At 72.5% G+C, this 15081-nt stretch carries 13 protein-coding genes; 5 read left to right on the forward strand and 8 right to left on the reverse strand.

All coding sequences use genetic code 11. The features are described 5' to 3' along the window. Positions 1-109: 109 nt before the first annotated feature. Positions 110-760, reverse strand: coding sequence for a translation initiation factor IF-3 (gene infC / locus OF819_RS24360; protein ID WP_267245770.1), 651 nt, complete (start codon positions 758-760; stop codon positions 110-112). A gap of 377 nt (positions 761-1137) precedes the next feature. On the opposite strand from infC, the gene OF819_RS24365 reads away from it, so the two are divergent. Further along, positions 1138-1521, forward strand: coding sequence for a DUF1844 domain-containing protein (locus OF819_RS24365; protein WP_267245771.1), 384 nt, complete (start codon positions 1138-1140; stop codon positions 1519-1521). Between the two features lie 76 nt (positions 1522-1597). On the opposite strand, the gene OF819_RS24370 is transcribed toward OF819_RS24365, so the two are convergent. From OF819_RS24370 to OF819_RS29295, 3 genes are all read right to left on the reverse strand, one after another. After that, positions 1598-2341: an SseB family protein gene (locus OF819_RS24370; RefSeq protein WP_267245772.1), complete on the reverse strand. Its 744-nt coding sequence runs from the start codon at positions 2339-2341 to the stop codon at positions 1598-1600. Positions 2342-2442: 101 nt separating this feature from the next. After that, a complete protein-coding gene (gene mycP / locus OF819_RS24375) occupies positions 2443-3831 on the reverse strand; it encodes a type VII secretion-associated serine protease mycosin (RefSeq protein ID WP_267245773.1) in 1389 nt (462 codons plus the stop codon). Further along, a complete protein-coding gene (locus OF819_RS29295; RefSeq protein ID WP_416370617.1) occupies positions 3828-5189 on the reverse strand; it encodes a hypothetical protein in 1362 nt (453 codons plus the stop codon). The genes mycP and OF819_RS29295 overlap by 4 nt, the downstream gene beginning before the upstream one ends. 181 nt (positions 5190-5370) lie before the next feature. On the opposite strand from OF819_RS29295, the gene OF819_RS24385 reads away from it, so the two are divergent. Next, positions 5371-6573, forward strand: a complete 1203-nt coding sequence (locus tag OF819_RS24385; RefSeq protein WP_267245774.1) for an amino acid deaminase/aldolase — start codon at positions 5371-5373, stop codon at positions 6571-6573. A 384-nt stretch (positions 6574-6957) separates the two neighbouring features. Here OF819_RS24385 and OF819_RS24390 read toward each other — a convergent pair whose 3' ends face one another. The 4 genes from OF819_RS24390 to OF819_RS24405 form a co-directional block, all read right to left on the reverse strand. Continuing rightward, the gene (locus tag OF819_RS24390) at positions 6958-7935 is read right to left on the reverse strand and encodes a DUF2510 domain-containing protein (protein ID WP_267245775.1); all 978 of its coding nucleotides are present in this window, start codon (positions 7933-7935) and stop codon (positions 6958-6960) included. 9 nt (positions 7936-7944) lie between these two features. Continuing rightward, a complete protein-coding gene (locus OF819_RS24395) occupies positions 7945-8742 on the reverse strand; it encodes a 3-oxoacyl-ACP reductase (RefSeq protein ID WP_267245776.1) in 798 nt (265 codons plus the stop codon). Between the two features lie 6 nt (positions 8743-8748). Then, on the reverse strand, positions 8749-10101 hold the full coding sequence (locus tag OF819_RS24400; RefSeq protein ID WP_267245784.1) for an aldehyde dehydrogenase family protein: 1353 nt from the start codon (positions 10099-10101) through the stop codon (positions 8749-8751). Positions 10102-10172: 71 nt separating this feature from the next. Next, a complete protein-coding gene (locus tag OF819_RS24405; protein WP_267245777.1) occupies positions 10173-11543 on the reverse strand; it encodes a glutamine synthetase family protein in 1371 nt (456 codons plus the stop codon). Between the two features lie 77 nt (positions 11544-11620). Between OF819_RS24405 and OF819_RS24410 the strand changes: the two genes are divergently transcribed. The 3 genes from OF819_RS24410 to OF819_RS24420 all read left to right on the forward strand — a co-directional run bounded on the left by OF819_RS24410 (position 11621) and on the right by OF819_RS24420 (position 14729). Further along, positions 11621-12364 (forward strand): FadR/GntR family transcriptional regulator, encoded by a 744-nt coding sequence (locus OF819_RS24410; RefSeq protein WP_267245778.1) that lies wholly within the window; start codon positions 11621-11623, stop codon positions 12362-12364. Between the two features lie 162 nt (positions 12365-12526). Then, on the forward strand, positions 12527-13996 hold the full coding sequence (eat, locus tag OF819_RS24415; RefSeq protein ID WP_267245779.1) for an ethanolamine permease: 1470 nt from the start codon (positions 12527-12529) through the stop codon (positions 13994-13996). Between the two features lie 37 nt (positions 13997-14033). Further along, a complete protein-coding gene (locus tag OF819_RS24420; protein WP_267245780.1) occupies positions 14034-14729 on the forward strand; it encodes a gamma-glutamyl-gamma-aminobutyrate hydrolase family protein in 696 nt (231 codons plus the stop codon). Positions 14730-15081: the final 352 nt, after the last annotated feature.

Here is a 15081-nt window from a genome sequence, read left to right on the forward strand (position 1 = left end):
CTCCTCGTCAGTGGCGCTCCCCCGGTGCGGGCACCGGTCAGCGGGAGCGTCAGTCCTCAGTGTGTGGTTCCGAGCGGACCCGGGGCTGCCGTGCCGGCAGCCCCTCAGGTCACGCCTCGGAGGATGTGTCGGCCGGAGCGCTCGCCGCCCGGTCTTCCTGCGAGCCCTGGCGCTCCGCCTTGCGTGCGGCCTGGGCCTCACGCGCCTCGGCCATGGCCTCGGTCTTCTTCTTGTGGGGGCCAAGAACCATGATCATGTTCCGCCCGTCCTGCTTCGGGTTCGACTCGATGAAGCCGAGGTCCTCTACGTCTGCGGCGAGACGCTGCAGCAGACGGAAGCCAAGCTCGGGGCGGGACTGCTCACGACCACGGAACATGATCGTGATCTTGACCTTGTCGCCCTGCTTGAGGAACCGGACGACGTGACCCTTCTTGGTGTCGTAGTCGTGCGGGTCGATCTTCGGCCGGAGCTTCATCTCCTTGATGACCGTGTGCGCCTGGTTCTTGCGCGCCTCACGGGCCTTCATGGCCGACTCGTACTTGAACTTCCCGTAGTCCATGAGCTTGCACACGGGCGGACGGGCGTTCGCCGCGACCTCGACGAGATCGAGGTCGTACTCCTGCGCAAGCTCCAGGGCCTTGGCAAGCGGGACAATCCCGACCTGCTCGCCGCTGGGACCGACAAGTCGCACCTCGGGAACGCGAATCCGGTCGTTGATGCGGGGCTCGGCGCTGATGGATCCTCCTCGGTAGCACCACACGGCCGTCCGGCGGACAGCCGAGCAACATCTGTTTCAGCAGGACCAACCACACCGGAGCACGAAAAATGCCCCGGACGGTACACAGGCGGCTGCTCCATCACTACCGGAGCACCGCCGCGGTGTGCCGCGGGGCGCGCATCGGACGGCTTCCATCGTCCGTACGGAACGATGGGCACCGCCTGACCGGTGACCCGCCGCCCCAGAGGACGGCAAGGTGGGAGAGCGGAGCCTCCACTTGTGGGCTGAATCTGTGTGAGCGTCTGCGTGAGCTCACACGGGATCCGGCCGGTCGTCACACAAGGTTAGCAGCTCCCGGGGGAAGCGGCTAACCGACGGGTGCGGCGGCGGCGCGGACGGCGGGGCATATCGTGTGCGTCATGAGTGACGCGACCTCCCCCAATGACCCGGCGGCCTCCCCTGCGGCCGCCCCCGACTTCGACGCCATGACCCGCGACATCGCGGAGGTCCCGGCAGTCGAGGTGATCGTCACGGTCGCGGTGAATCTGATGAGCGCGGCCGCCGTGAAGCTCGGGCTCACCGAGGACGGCGCGGAGCACAAGGACCTGGACGAGGCCCGGAAGCTGGTGCACGCCCTGGCCGGGCTGCTGGACGCCAGCGCGACGGAGATCAGCTCCTTCCACGCGGCGCCGCTGCGCGACGGGCTGAAGTCGCTGCAGCTCGCCTTCCGCGAGGCGTCCCTGGTGCCGGACGAGCCGGGCCAGGGACCGGGCGAGAAGTACACGGGCCCGGTCTTCGGCTGACCCGCCCACTCGCTCTCAAGCACTTCTCGACGCTTCTCGACGCTTCTCGACTGCTTTTCGACCGCTTTTCGACCGCTCAACCGCGCATGTCGCGTACGAACAGGGGCTCGCCCGGCACGGCGGCCTCGGCCGGCACCACCGCCAGGTCGAGGCCCCGCACCAGGCGGGCCCTCAGCACATCGTCGGCAGCGAGCGCCTCGGCCACGCGCCGGGCGGCCTCGGCCGGCGCGGCGTCCGGGGCGAAGGCCAGGGCCAGGGTCCCGTCGGCGCGGCCTCTGCCGAGGTGGGCGCGGACCACGGCGGGCTCGGCGGCCACGGCGGCGCGCACCGCTTCGGTGACCGCGGGGTCGTCGAGCGGATCGGCGCTGGTGCGGCCCTCGGCGAGCGCGAGCAGGGCGGGGCCGGTGAGCTGGTACGGGACGGGCCCCGCGAGGTCCAGGACCAGGGTGTCGGCCTTTTCGTGGGCTGCCGCCTGGAGCGCCTGGTGCAGCGGGACCGCGACCGGTCTGGCCTCGGGGTCCCAGCGGGCCAGCGAGGCGATGGAGGTGAAGGCGGGCAGAGCGCGCCGGTCGCCCGCCGTCAGCGTGGGCACGGCCATGTCGCTGGTCTTCTCACGGCGCAGTCCCGTCTGCTCGTCCTGTTCGACGTCTCCGAGGACCGCGACGACCGGCACGAGCAGCCGGGCGTCCCTGAGGGCCTCCAGGACACGGGGTTCGGCAGCCCTGTCCTCGGCCCATGCGGCAAGGGCCGCCTCAAGCCTGGGGTCGGCGGTGCCGTCGTCGTCGGAGAAGCCGGGGTCGGGAATGTTCTTGAGCGCCACCCGACGAGCCTAGCGTCCGGGTATGGCCCCGCCGCGTCGGGTGCAAGGCACGCCCGTCACGGTTGCGGCCGTCACAGATACGGAGGCCACAGCCGCGGCCGTCAGAGATACCGCGGGCGGCTCGTGCGCCACAGCACGACCGCGCCGGCCAGCGCCAGCGCGCCGAGGCCCGCGGCCGCGGGGGCGAGCCGGCCGGCGGTCTTCTCCGGTTCGGGTTCGGGGGTCGGGCCGGGTCCGAAGTACTGGCGGTCGTACCCGGACACGGCCGCCACGGGGTCGGCGGGGCGCAGCCGGGCCCCCGCCTCGATCGCAGCGGCGGGGTCGACGAGCCCGTACCCCCTGGCGTCGTCGCGGCCGCCGTCGGGCGCGTCGCGGGCGGTGTCGACGAGGAGCCGTTTGATCTGAGCGGGGGTGAGATCCGGATGGGCGGAGCGAACCAGGGCTACGGCGCCGGAGACGAACGCGGCGGCCGCGCTGGTGCCCCAGCCCTCGTAATACTTGCGGTCGGGATCGATGATGACGATGTCATCGCCGGGCGCGCTCACGGTGGCGTACCAGCGGCTGGTGGAGAAGGAGGCATGGGTGCCCGCGCGGTCCACGGCGGTCACCGCGATCACTCCGGGGTAGGCGGCCGGGTAGGAGATGTGGTCGCCCTTCTCTCCGCCGTTGCCGGCGGAGGCGACGACGACAGCGCCCTTGGACAGGGCGTACTGGACTGCGGCGTCCTCACCCGCTTCGGGGTGGGCGGACTCGCTGTCGTCGCCGAGCGAGAGGTTGATGACGTCCGCGCCCTGGTCGGCGGCCCAGCGGATGCCCTGGGCGAGAGCGCTGCCGCGGGAGGTGCGGGCCTTCTCGCGGGCCTTGTCGCTGCCTTCGAGGATCACCCGGACGGGAAGGATCTTCGCTTCGGGAGCGATCCCGATCACTCCGGATCCGCCGTCCTGACCGTGTCCATGGGCGGCGATGATGCCGGCCATGGCGGTCCCGTGGCGGGCCCAGGCACGGTCGCCCCGCACGGCGCCGAAACCGATGAAGTCCCTGCCGGGCAGGACGGAGCCTTCGAGGTCGGGGTGGCGGTCGTCGACTCCGGTGTCGAGGACGGCGACGGTGACGCCTTCGCCCTTGGTGGTCCGCCAGGCCTCTTCGGTGTGCAGGGCGTCGAGGCCCCACTGCTGGTCGCGGATGCCGTCGGCGTGGGCGGGCACGGCGGGGAGCAGGGCGAGGACGGCCGCGGCGAGTACGGCGGCGAGCCGGCGGCCGCGAGGTGCGGGGGCCTGGTGCGCGGGCTGCGTGCGACCGTGGACGGGGAGACCGTGGACGGGGAGACCGTGGACGGGGAGACCGTGGACGGGGAGACCGTGGACGGGGAGACCGTGGACGGGGAGACCGTGGACGGGGAGACCGTGGACGGGGAGACCGTGGACGGGGTGTGCGGACGGCCGGCATGCGGACCGCCGGTGGGCGCGGGGCCGCCGGATGCGGTCGGTCATGTGCGGTCCTCCGCGGACGGGCGGACGGTGGTGCGCAGGGCTCGCTCGACGGCCGCCGCGACGCCCTCGGCCTCATGGCCGAGGCCGGACTGCGCGGGGGCGGAGGTCGCGCCCTCGGCGGTGGCCTCGGCCGCGGGCTCCGGCTTGTCCACGGGACGGCCGTCGGCGAAGCCGGAGACGGCGTAGACGACGACGGGCGCGTCGGTGAGGACGTTCACCGTCCAGCTCGCCCGCTGCGGATCGCCGAATCCGGCGGCGACGGTGCCCGTGGCGGACAGGGCGCGCGGCATCAGATCGGTGCGCTCGCCGAGCCCCTCGCGAGCGAAGCGGGCCTTCAGCTCGCGCATCGCCTGCTCGTCGGCCTCTGTGAAGACCAGACCGACGGTAATGACGCCGCTTGCGGTGGTGTCGGTGTAGGTGGCCCGCACCAGGCGGCTGCAGCCCACCGTCTGAAGCGTCTGGTCGAGCAGCGGGTCGAGCGCCTCGGCGCAGCCGCTGTCGGGGGCGACGGCGATCCGTCTCCACGCGCGGTCGGCGCCGCCGGGGCCTGCGCGGTCGCCGTCGAGGGCGCGCGGGAAGAGCGTGTCCACGGGGACGCTGTGCCACAGATCGCGGGCCTGGGCGTAGCCGCTGCGGGCCGCCGGGTCGGCGTTCGCGTCACCGATGAGCCAGGCTCCCGCGGCCGCGCCGCCGAGGAGCCCGACCCCCAGGACGGCGCAGACGACGGCTGCGGCGGTTCTGCCACGGCGGCGCGGGCGGATGGGGCGCAGCCGCGTGGTCATCTCGGCGGGGTGCTCGGGCGGCGCCCACAGGTGATACCTCGGCCCTTCGCAGGTGACGCCCGGCGTCGCGCCGGGCGGCGGCGAGAGGTCGACGGCGCCGACGGGCCTGCGCCGGGGCGGCGCGGGAGGTGTGACGGGCGCGGAGGCGTCGCTCTGCGGGGGCACACCCGGCGGCTGTGCGGAGCGCGCGCCGCCGAGCGGGCGGAGCCGGGTGGTGACGTCGGTGTCCGGGGTGTCCCCCTCCCCGGCACGGGATTCGGGGAGGACGTCGCCGGGGTGCTTCGAAGGCCCAGGGCTCGGCGGACCCGCGGCGGGAGCGGCGGACGGCCCGGGCCGCTGTCCGGCCGCCGTTGCGCCGGGCGTGTGGGCGTCGCCGGGGTGCTGGTCCCGCTGAGCAGGGAGGGCCTCGCCGGGCGCGGACTGGCGCGATGGACTCGACGCACGTGACGGACGCGAGGAACGTATGGAACCGCGGGGGTCGTCGGCTTCCGGGAACGGAGCGCGCGGGTCCGGTGAGATGAGGGAGTCGATCCGGGAGGTGGGGCGGCCAGGAGGGCGGTGTGGTTCCGTGCTCATCCCGCCCCCATCGTTCACATACCTGCACCGGCGGATCGCCTTCCAGGGCAACCCGGTTCGTCACCGTGTGTGGTCACTCTACGGGCTGCTCCATACGGGGAGGCAATGAGACCGGAACTCCGGGGCATCTGCGCAGAACATCCCCCTACCCTCGGGTAAACCTCTCTGGCAAGCTCAGGCCATGACTCCGCGTGCCGCTGACCGGGCCCGGTACGACCAGGCCACCGCGCATCTCGAAGCCCCGCTCGCGATCGTCGATCTCGAAGCGTTCGACGCCAACGCAGAGGACCTCGTACGCCGCGCGGGGGGCAAACCGGTCCGGGTGGCCAGCAAGTCGGTGCGCTGCCGGGCGCTTCTGGAGCGGGCGCTGGCGCACGACGGCTTCGCCGGGATCATGTCGTTCACTCTCGAAGAGTCGCTGTGGCTGGCGCGCGCGGGCTTCGATGACGTCCTGCTGGCGTATCCGTCGGCGGACCGGGCCGGGTTCGCGGAACTGGCCGCCGACCCCAAACTGGCCGCCGCGGTGACCGTGATGGTCGACGACCCCGCGCAGCTGGATCTGATCGACCGCTCGCGCGGCCGCGGGCGCGAGGAGATCCGGCTCTGTCTGGAACTCGACACGGCGCTGTGGCTGCTGGGCGGCCGGGTACGGATCGGGGCACGCCGTTCCCCGCTGCGCGAGCCCGCGCAACTCGCGGAGCTCGCACGGTCGATCGCCCGCCGCCCGGGCTTCCGGCTAGTGGGGCTGATGGCATACGAGGGGCATGTGGCGGGCGTGGGCGACAGCGTCGCGGGGCGGCCGCTGCGGTCCCGGGCGGTGCGGCTGATGCAGCGTGCGGCCCGCCGGGAGCTCGCCGCGCGCCGCGCGGCCGTGGTGCAGGCGGTACGGGCCGTGACGCCGGGGCTGGAGTTCGTCAATGGCGGCGGCACGGGCAGCGTGCAGCACACCGCGGCGGAGAACGTGGTGACGGAGGTCGCCGCGGGTTCCGGCCTCTATATGCCGCGGCTGTTCGACAACTACACCTCGTTCACGGGCCGTCCGGCCGCGCTGTTCGCCCAGCCGGTGGTACGCCGCCCCGGCGTCGGCGCGGTGACGGTCCTCGGCGGCGGCTACCCCGCCTCCGGCGCACCGGGCGCGGACCGGCTGCCGGTCCCGTATCTCCCCGAAGGCCTGCGCTACGACCCTCAGGAGGGCGCGGGCGAGGTCCAGACACCGCTGCTGGGCGCCCCGGCCGACGATCTTCTGATCGGGGACAGGGTGTGGTTCCGGCATGCGAAGGCGGGGGAGCTGTGTGAGCGGTTCGATGCGGTGCATTTGGTGGAGGGGGAGCGGGTGGTGGGGGCGGCGCCGACGTACCGGGGGGAGGGCCGGACGTTTTTGTAGCCCTGCGGGGCGGTTTCCCCTACCCCTCCCCCTACGCCCTGGGGCGTAGGGGGACCCCCCCTTCCCGTAACTGGGGGCTTCGCCCCCAGACCCCCGTACGGCCTTCGGCCGTGTCCTCAATCGCCGGACGGGCTTAATTTGGCTGCGCCAAATCCCAGCCCCGCCTGGGGGCACCCCCGGACGGAGTCTGGGGGAGATTGAGGCGCGGGGGCCGGAAATTCAGCCTCGCCGGCGATTGAGGCGCAAGGGGCTGCACATTTCAGCCCCGTGGGGGCACCTCCCAGCGGTAGCTGGGGGAGTTTGAGGCGCGGGGGTCCGGGGGCGGAGCCCCCGGGAAACGGGGGGCTGGGGCTTCAGCCCCAGGTGCTGAGCAGCCCCCACCGGCTACCCCGTCCGCGGATCCCGCGTGATCCCGCCCCCCACACCCCCGCTCTCCCCCGCCCCGTCCCCCAGCTGCCTGACGCTGGAGACGATCGTGTCCATGGCCGCGAGCGGCGGACCGTCCGGCCCCGCGTCGAAGGCGAGGCGGACGACGATCATGGCTTCGGTGCCGATGGCGGAGGGGAAGGCGACGGACTGGACATAGCCGCCGCGGCCCTCCTTGGTGTGGACGCGCCACCGGACCAGATGGCCCGCGCGGCCGGCCACCGCGATGGACTGGGCCTTGACCTCGGTGTGCGAGGTGATGCCCCCGTAGGGCTGGCTGCCGAGGATCTCCTCCCCGTACGCCTTGTCCGCGGCCTGCGGGATGTCCTTTCTGGCCGCCTCCTCGGGCGACTTGGCGCCGGCGTCGGCGGTGATGGAGGTGACACGTCCGTGGCGGCAGAGGGAGGAAGTGCCGCCGGGGCAGTCGTAGCTCTCGTCCGTGACCATCGTCGCGCCGATGTCCGAGGATCTGCTGGACTTCTCCCAGCCGTCGGGGATGGGTATGGCGATGCCGTTGAGCTGGTCTTCGAGGACGGCCGCGTCCTCAGGGTCGGCAGCGGTCTCCGAGGGCTCGGGAGCCTTCGTGGGAGTCACGGCGGCGGCCTCGGAGGCGCTCGGCGTGGCCTGCGACGCATCGCCGGGGAGGGGTTCGCGGCCGCCGCGGAGCATCACGGCGGCGACGGCGACGACGGCCGCCGTGAACACGACGCCCGCCGCGGTGAAGGCGACGAGCCGCCCGCGCCGCCGCTCCGGCCGGCCGCCGCCCGGCGGTGGCGGCGAGAGGTGCATCGGCACGGTGGACAGCGCGGCGGCGGCCTGTGCCGGCGCAGCCTGGGCCGCGCGGGTGTGCGCGGCCCAGGCGACGCCGTCCCACCAGCGTTCGACGCCGGGCGTGTTCGGGTCCGGGTACCAGCCGGGCGGGGTGGTCATGCTCATGCGCACACCTTAGACGGGGGTGACGTACGCCCCCGAAATCCCGCCGTCGACCAGGAAGTCGGCCGCGTTGACGAACGACGAGTCGTCGCTGGCGAGGAAGGCGACGGCGGCCGCGATCTCCTCGGCCTCGGCGAACCGGCCCGCGGGGATGTGCACCAGCCGGCGGGCCGCGCGCTCCGGGTCCTTGGCGAAGAGCTCCTGGAGCAGCGGGGTGTTGACCGGTCCGGGGCACAGGGCGTTGACCCGGATGCCGTCGCGGGCGAACTGCACGCCCAGCTCGCGGGACATGGCGAGCACGCCGCCCTTGGAAGCGGTGTAGGAGATCTGCGAGGTCGCCGCGCCCATCACGGCCACGAACGACGCCGTGTTGATGATGGAGCCCCTGCCCTGCCGTCGCATATAGGGGATGGCGGCCTTGCAGCAGAGATAGACGGAGGTGAGGTTGACCTCCTGGACGCGCTTCCACGCCTCCAGGCCGGTCTCAAGGATGGAGTCGTCGTCGGGGGGCGAGATGCCCGCGTTGTTGAAGGCGACGTCGACGCTGCCGTAGGTGTCGTACGCGGTGCGGAACAGGGCCTCGACCTGTTCGGCGTCGGTGACGTCGACGCGTACATATGTGCCGCCGACCTCCTCGGCGGCCGCCTTGCCCGCCGTCTCGTCGATGTCGGCGCAGACGACGTTCGCGCCCTCGGAGGCGAGCCGGCGGGCCGCCGCGAGGCCGATGCCGCTGCCGGCGCCGGTGATGACCGCGGTGCGGCCGATGAGACGGCGGCAGATGTTCTCGGTCGTGGACGTGGTGTCGCGCATGGGTGCTCAGGCCTCCGTGCTGATGAAGACGTTCTTGGTTTCGGTGAAGGCGGTCAGGGCGTCGGGGCCCAGCTCCCGGCCGAGGCCGGACTGCTTGTAGCCGCCGAACGGGGTCCAGTAGCGGACGCTGGAGTGGGAGTTGACGGAGAGGTTGCCGGCGGCGACGGCGCGGGAGACGCGGATCGCGCGGCCGACGTCCCTGGTCCAGATGGAGCCGGAGAGCCCGTATTCGGTGGCGTTGGCCAAGCGGATCGCGTCGGCCTCGTCATCGAAGGGGAGGACGACGGCCACCGGGCCGAAGACCTCGTCGACGGCGCAGGGGGCGTCGGGCGCGAGCCCGGTGAGGACGGTGGGCGGGAACCAGAAGCCGGGTCCCTCGGGGGCGCTGCCGCGCAGGGCGGGTGTGTCCTCGGGGACATACGAACGCACCCGTTCCAGCTGGGTCTTGGAGATCAGCGGGCCCATCTGGGTCTTCTCGTCCGCCGGGTCGCCGACGACGACGGACTCGATCGCGGGGGCGAGGAGTTCGAGGAAGCGGTCGTGGACGGAGCGCTCGACGAGGATGCGGGTGCGGGCGCAGCAGTCCTGGCCGGAGTTGTCCAGGAAGGACATGGGGGCGGCGGCGACGGCGGCGTCCAGATCGGCGTCGGCGAAGACGATGTTGGGGCTCTTGCCGCCGAGTTCCAGGGTGACGCGCTTCACACGCTCGGCGCACAGCGACATGATCTGCTTGCCGATGCGTGTGGAGCCGGTGAACACGATCTTGGCGATGTCGCGATGGCGTACGAGGGCGTCGCCCGCGAGGCCGCCGCGGCCGGGCAGCACCTGGAACAGCCCTTCGGGCAGCCCGGCTTCGAGGGCCAGTTCGGCGAGCCGGAGCGCGGTGAGCGGGGTGGTCTCGGCGGGTTTGAGGATGACGGCGTTTCCGGCGGCGAGGGCCGGGGCCGTGCCCCATGCGGCGATCGGCATGGGGAAGTTCCAGGGCGCGATGACGCCGATGACGCCGAGGGGTTCGAGGAGGGTGACGTCCAGGCCACCGGGGACGGGGATCTGGCGGCCGGCGAGCCGCTCCACTCCCCCGGCCGCGTAGTCGAGCAGATCGCGGACGTTGCCGGCTTCCCAGCGGGCGTTTCCGATGGTGTGCCCGGCCTCGCGGACCTCCAGGCGGGCGAGCTCCTCCACATGGCCGTCGACGGCTGCGGCGAAACGGCGCAGCAGCCGTGCCCGGTCGGCGGGCGCGGCGGCGGCCCAGGCGCGCTGGGCGCGTACGGCGTCGGCGACGGCGCGGTCGACGTCCGCCGCCGTGGCGCCGGGGACGGTGGCGACGACCTCCTCGGTGGCGGGGTTGAGGACGTCCAGTGTGTACGGTTCGTGCGGGGGCGTCCGGTGCTGCGGGGACTGCGGGTGCTGCGGATACGACACGTAGTTCCTCACATGCGTTCGAAGGAGCGGCGAAGCTCCCAGTCGGTCACCGCGGCGTCAAAGGCCGCCAACTCGACCCGCGCCATGTTGCGGTAGTGGGCGACGACCTCGTCGCCGAAGGCCGCCTTGGCGATGGGGCTGGTCTCCCACAGTTCGGCGGCTTCGCGCAGGGTGGCGGGGACATGGGCGTAGTCGCCGGTGTAGGCGTTGCCGGGGCAGGCGTCGGGCAGTTCGAGCTGCTGCTCGATGCCGTGCAGCCCGGCGGCGACGAGTGCGGCGACGGCCAGATGCGGGTTGACGTCCCCTCCGGGGAGGCGGTTCTCGAATCTCATCGAGCGGCCGTGGCCGACGACTCTGAGCGCACAGGTGCGGTTGTCGTAGCCCCAGGCGACGGCGGTGGGAGCGAAGGAGCCGGGCTGGAACCGCTTGTACGAATTGATGTTCGGGGCGTAGAGAAGGGAGAAGTCGCGCAGGGCGGCCAGCTGCCCGGCGAGGAAGTGCCGCATGACGGGCGACATGCCGCCGGGACCGTCCCCGGCCATGACATTGCGCCCCGGTTCGGCCAGGGACTGGAGCGAGAGGTGGATATGACAGGAGTTGCCCTCGCGCTCGTTGTACTTGGCCATGAAGGTGAGCGAGCAGCCCTCCTGGGCGGCGATCTCCTTGGCGCCGGTTTTGTAGACGGCGTGCTGATCGCAGGTGACCAGGGCTTCGTCGTATTTGAAGGCGATCTCGTGCTGTCCGGGGTTGCACTCGCCCTTGGCGGACTCCACGGTGAGCCCGGCGGCTGCCATCTCGTTGCGGATGCGGCGCAGCAGGGGCTCGATCCGGCCGGTGCCGAGGACGGAGTAGTCGATGTTGTACTGGTTCGCGGGGGTGAGCCTCTGATAGCCGCGGTCCCAGGCCTGCTCATAGGTGTCCCTGAAGACGATGAACTCCAGCTCGGTGCCGACGTGCGCGGTATAGCCGTGCTCTGCCAGACGCTCGAGCTGGCGGCGCAGGATCTGGCGGGGCGCTGCGGCGACGGGCGCGCCGTCGCTCCAGGCGAGGTCGGCGACGAGCAGCGCGGTGCCCTCGTTCCAGGGGACGCGGCGCAGGGTCGCCAGGTCGGGGTGCATGGCGAAGTCGCCGTAACCCCTGTCCCAGGAGGACATCTCATAGCCGTCGACGGTGTTCATCTCCGCGTCGACGGCGAGGAGGTAGTTGCAGCCTTCGGTGCCATGCTGCAGGACCTCGTCGAGGAAGAAGGGCGCGGCGAACCGCTTGCCCTGGAGCCGCCCCTGCATGTCGGGGAAGGCCAGGACGACTGTGTCGATCTCACCGCTCGCGACGAGGGCGCGCAGCTCCTCCACGGAGAGCGGGGGTTTGCGGTCTGCCACGGATTACGCCTCCTTGGGTCAGCCGGAAGCCATAAGGTATTGCTGAAGACCATTGCTTGGGAAGGGGAAACCGCAAGGTGGCGAAGAAGTCCGTGCCGGAGGACGCGCTGACCCCGGTGCTGCGGCCGGTCCGCGCGGGAAACGGCTTCGAGGAGGCGCTGGAGCAGATCCTGCAGCTGCTGCGCCTGGGACTGGTCCCGGCGGGCGGGCGGCTCCCGGCGGAGCGGGAGCTGGCCGAGCGGATGGGCATCAGCCGGGTCACACTGCGCGAGGTGCTGAAGGTGCTCGGCGAGCAGGGCCTGGTGGAGAGCCGGCGGGGCAGGTACGGGGGCACGTTCGTGCTGCCGCGCCCCGATCCCGGCGGCGGCGGCAGCCCCGTCGAGGAACAGCTCCGGCGGCGGCTGGCGGCGGTGAACGTGGAGGACACCCTGCGGTTCCGGGAGGTGCTGGAGGTGGGCGCGGCGGGGCTGTGCGCGGCGCACGGGCTGACCGACGAGGCCGCGGACCGGCTGGGGGCGGCGCTGGCGGCCACGCAGGACGCGCCGCTGACGGAGTACCGGCGGCTGGACACGCTGCTGCATCTGACGCTCGCGGAGCTGTCCGGGTCGGCGTCGCTGACCGCGCAGTACGCGGCGGTCCGGGCGCGGGTGAACGATCTGCTGGACTGCATCCCGCTGCTGGTGCGGAACCTGGAGCACTCGCAGCAGCAGCATGCGGCCCTGGTGGAGGCGGTGCTGGAGCAGGACGCGGACGGGGCGCGCGAGGTGATGCGCGAGCACTGCGAGGGCACGGCTGCGCTGCTGCGGGGCTTCCTCGCGTAGCCCGCCGGCCCTTTTGCGTGCGGGGGCTTCGCCCCCGCGCCGGTCACCGGTATCCACAGCCGCCGATACGTAACGTCAGGTTTACGCACAGGGCTTGCGCCGCAGCCCCGCGGACCGCAATGGTGTCGACCCAAACCATTGGACCTCTGCCAGGAGCGACTCATGGCCGACGGCACCACCTCGCGCACCGCGCCCCCCGTATCCCCGAGATCCGCCGGCGGCGACGGCGACGCCTATCTGAACCGGCGGACACTCCGCCGCGGCAGCGCAGGGTGGCTGCTGCTGACCGGGCTCGGCGTCGCCTATGTCGTGTCCGGGGACTTCTCCGGCTGGAACATCGGCCTGTCCAAGGGCGGCTTCGGCGGACTCGCCGCCGCCACGCTGCTGATGGGCGTGATGTACGCCTGCCTGGTCTTCGCCCTCGCCGAGCTGTCCGCGATCCTGCCCACCGCCGGCGGCGGCTACGGCTTCGCCCGCCGCGCGCTCGGCACCTGGGGCGGCTTCCTCACCGGCACCGCCATCCTCATCGAGTACATCCTCGCCCCTGCCGCGATCTCCATCTTCATCGGCGACTATGTCGAATCCCTGGGCCTGTTCGGCCTGGAGTCCGGCTGGCCGGTCTATCTCGCCTGCTTCGCCGTCTTCATCGGCATCCACCTGTGGGGCGTCGGCGAAGCCCTCCGCTTCAGTCTGATCGTGACGGCCATCGCGGTCGCCGCCCTGCTCATCTTCGCCGTCGGCGCGTTCACCGAGTTCAGCGCGGACGGCCTCGACGACATCCCCGTCGACCCCGAGGCGCTCGGCTCCTCCTCCTGGCTTCCGTTCGGACTGCTCGGCATCTGGGCGGCGTTCCCGTTCGGCATGTGGTTCTTCCTCGGTGTCGAAGGCGTGCCGCTGGCCGCGGAAGAGGCCAAGGACCCGGTGCGGTCCATGCCCCGCGCGCTGGCCGTCTCCATGTCGATCCTGGTCCTGCTGGCGGTGCTGACCTTCTTCGCCGCCACCGGCGCCCGCGGCTCCGCCGCCATCCAGGAAGCCGGCAACCCCCTGGTCGTGGCGCTCCAGGGCGACGGCGACCCCACGGCGCTCAGCCGTTTCGTCAACTACGCGGGGCTCGCCGGCCTCGTCGCGTCCTTCTTCTCCCTCATCTACGCGGGCTCCCGCCAGCTGTTCGCGCTCTCCCGCGCCGGATATCTGCCGCGTTTCCTGTCCCTGACGAGCCGTCGCAAGTCCCCGTACCTGGGGCTGCTGATCCCCGGGGCCATCGGCTTCGCCCTGGCGGCCGGCACGGGCAACGGCGCGCGGATGCTGAACATCGCGGTGTTCGGCGCGACCATCTCGTACGCGATGATGGCGCTGTCGCATATCGCGCTGCGCCGCCGCGAGCCCGGCCTGCACCGGCCGTACCGCACCCCCGGCGGAGTGCTGACCTCGTCCACCGCCTTCGCGCTGGCGCTCGCCGCCCTGGTCGCGACATTCCTGGTGGACAAGGACGCGGCGCTCATCGCTCTGCTCGTCTATGCCGTGGCCCTCGCCTACTTCGCCTTCTACAGCCGGCACCGTCTGGTGGCGCAGGCGCCGGAGGAGGAGTTCGCGGCGCTGGCCGCGGCCGAGGCCGAACTCGAACGCAAATGAACACAAGTGAACGCACGTGAAGGACGGAGCCGTCACCGTGTCCAAGCCGCTCATCGGGATCAGCACCTATCTCGAGACATCCGCCCGGTGGGGTGTGTGGGATCTCCCCGCCGCCCTGCTGCCCGCCGGATACCCCCGGCTGGTGCAGGCGGCGGGCGGCCTCGCCGCGATGGTCCCGCCGGACGACCCGGCCCTGGCCGAGGCCGCCGTCGCCCGGCTCGACGGCGTGGTGATCGCGGGCGGCCCTGACGTCGAGCCCGTACGGTACGGGGCCGAGCCCCACCCCCGTACGGGCCCGCCCGCCCGGGAGCGGGACGCCTGGGAGCTCGCCCTGATCCGCGCGGCGCTGGCGTCCGGCACTCCCCTGCTGGGCATCTGCCGGGGCATGCAGCTGCTGAACGTCGCCCTCGGCGGGACGCTGGTGCAGCATCTCGACGGCCATCTCGGCGCGACGGGCGTGTTCGGCGAACACACCGTCAAGCCCGTGCCGGGCACGCGGTACGCCTCGATCGTGCCGGAGGACTCCGCGGTCCCGACCTACCACCACCAGTCAGTGGACCGCGTGGGCGACGGCCTCATCCCCGCCGCCTACGCCGAGGACGGCACGATCGAGGCGCTCGAACCCTCCGGGGAGGGGTGCGGGTGGGGGTGGGTGCTGGGCGTGCAGTGGCACCCGGAGATGGGGCAGGACGTGCGGGTGATGCGGGCGCTGGTGGAGGCGGCGGGGCACTGACGCGGCGGGTCTTCCCCCTCCCCGGCCCCTTCCCGCAACTGGGGCTCCGCCCCCCGGACCCCGTTTTCCGGGGGCTCCGTCCCCGGACCCCCGCTCCTCAAACTCCCCCAGCTACCGCTGGGAGGTGCCCCCACGGGGCTGAAATGTGCAGCCCCTTGCGCCTCAATCTCCCCCAGCTGCCTCCCCCAGACTCCGTCCGGGGGCGCCCCCACGGAGGTACCCCCACGGGGCTGGGATTTGGCGCAGCCAAATTAAGCCCGTCCGGCGATTGAGGACACGGCCGAAGGCCGTACGGGGTCTGGGGGCTTGCCCCCAGTTGCGGGAAGTGGGGGTCCCCCCACGCCCCCGGGGC

The sequence above is a fragment of the Streptomyces sp. PR69 genome, assembly GCF_026420845.1.
Taxonomy (GTDB): domain Bacteria; phylum Actinomycetota; class Actinomycetes; order Streptomycetales; family Streptomycetaceae; genus Streptomyces.

Coding starts and splice junctions, on each gene's coding strand:
- OF819_RS24365 (WP_267245771.1), top strand. CDS start 1,138: ATGAGTGACGCGACCTCCCCCAATGACCCGGCGGCCTCCCCTGCGGCC.
- OF819_RS24390 (WP_267245775.1), bottom strand. CDS start 7,935: ATGAGCATGACCACCCCGCCCGGCTGGTACCCGGACCCGAACACGCCC.
- OF819_RS24395 (WP_267245776.1), bottom strand. CDS start 8,742: ATGCGCGACACCACGTCCACGACCGAGAACATCTGCCGCCGTCTCATC.
- mycP (WP_267245773.1), bottom strand. CDS start 3,831: ATGACCGACCGCATCCGGCGGCCCCGCGCCCACCGGCGGTCCGCATGC.
- OF819_RS24385 (WP_267245774.1), top strand. CDS start 5,371: ATGACTCCGCGTGCCGCTGACCGGGCCCGGTACGACCAGGCCACCGCG.
- OF819_RS29295 (WP_416370617.1), bottom strand. CDS start 5,189: ATGAGCACGGAACCACACCGCCCTCCTGGCCGCCCCACCTCCCGGATC.
- eat (WP_267245779.1), top strand. CDS start 12,527: ATGGCCGACGGCACCACCTCGCGCACCGCGCCCCCCGTATCCCCGAGA.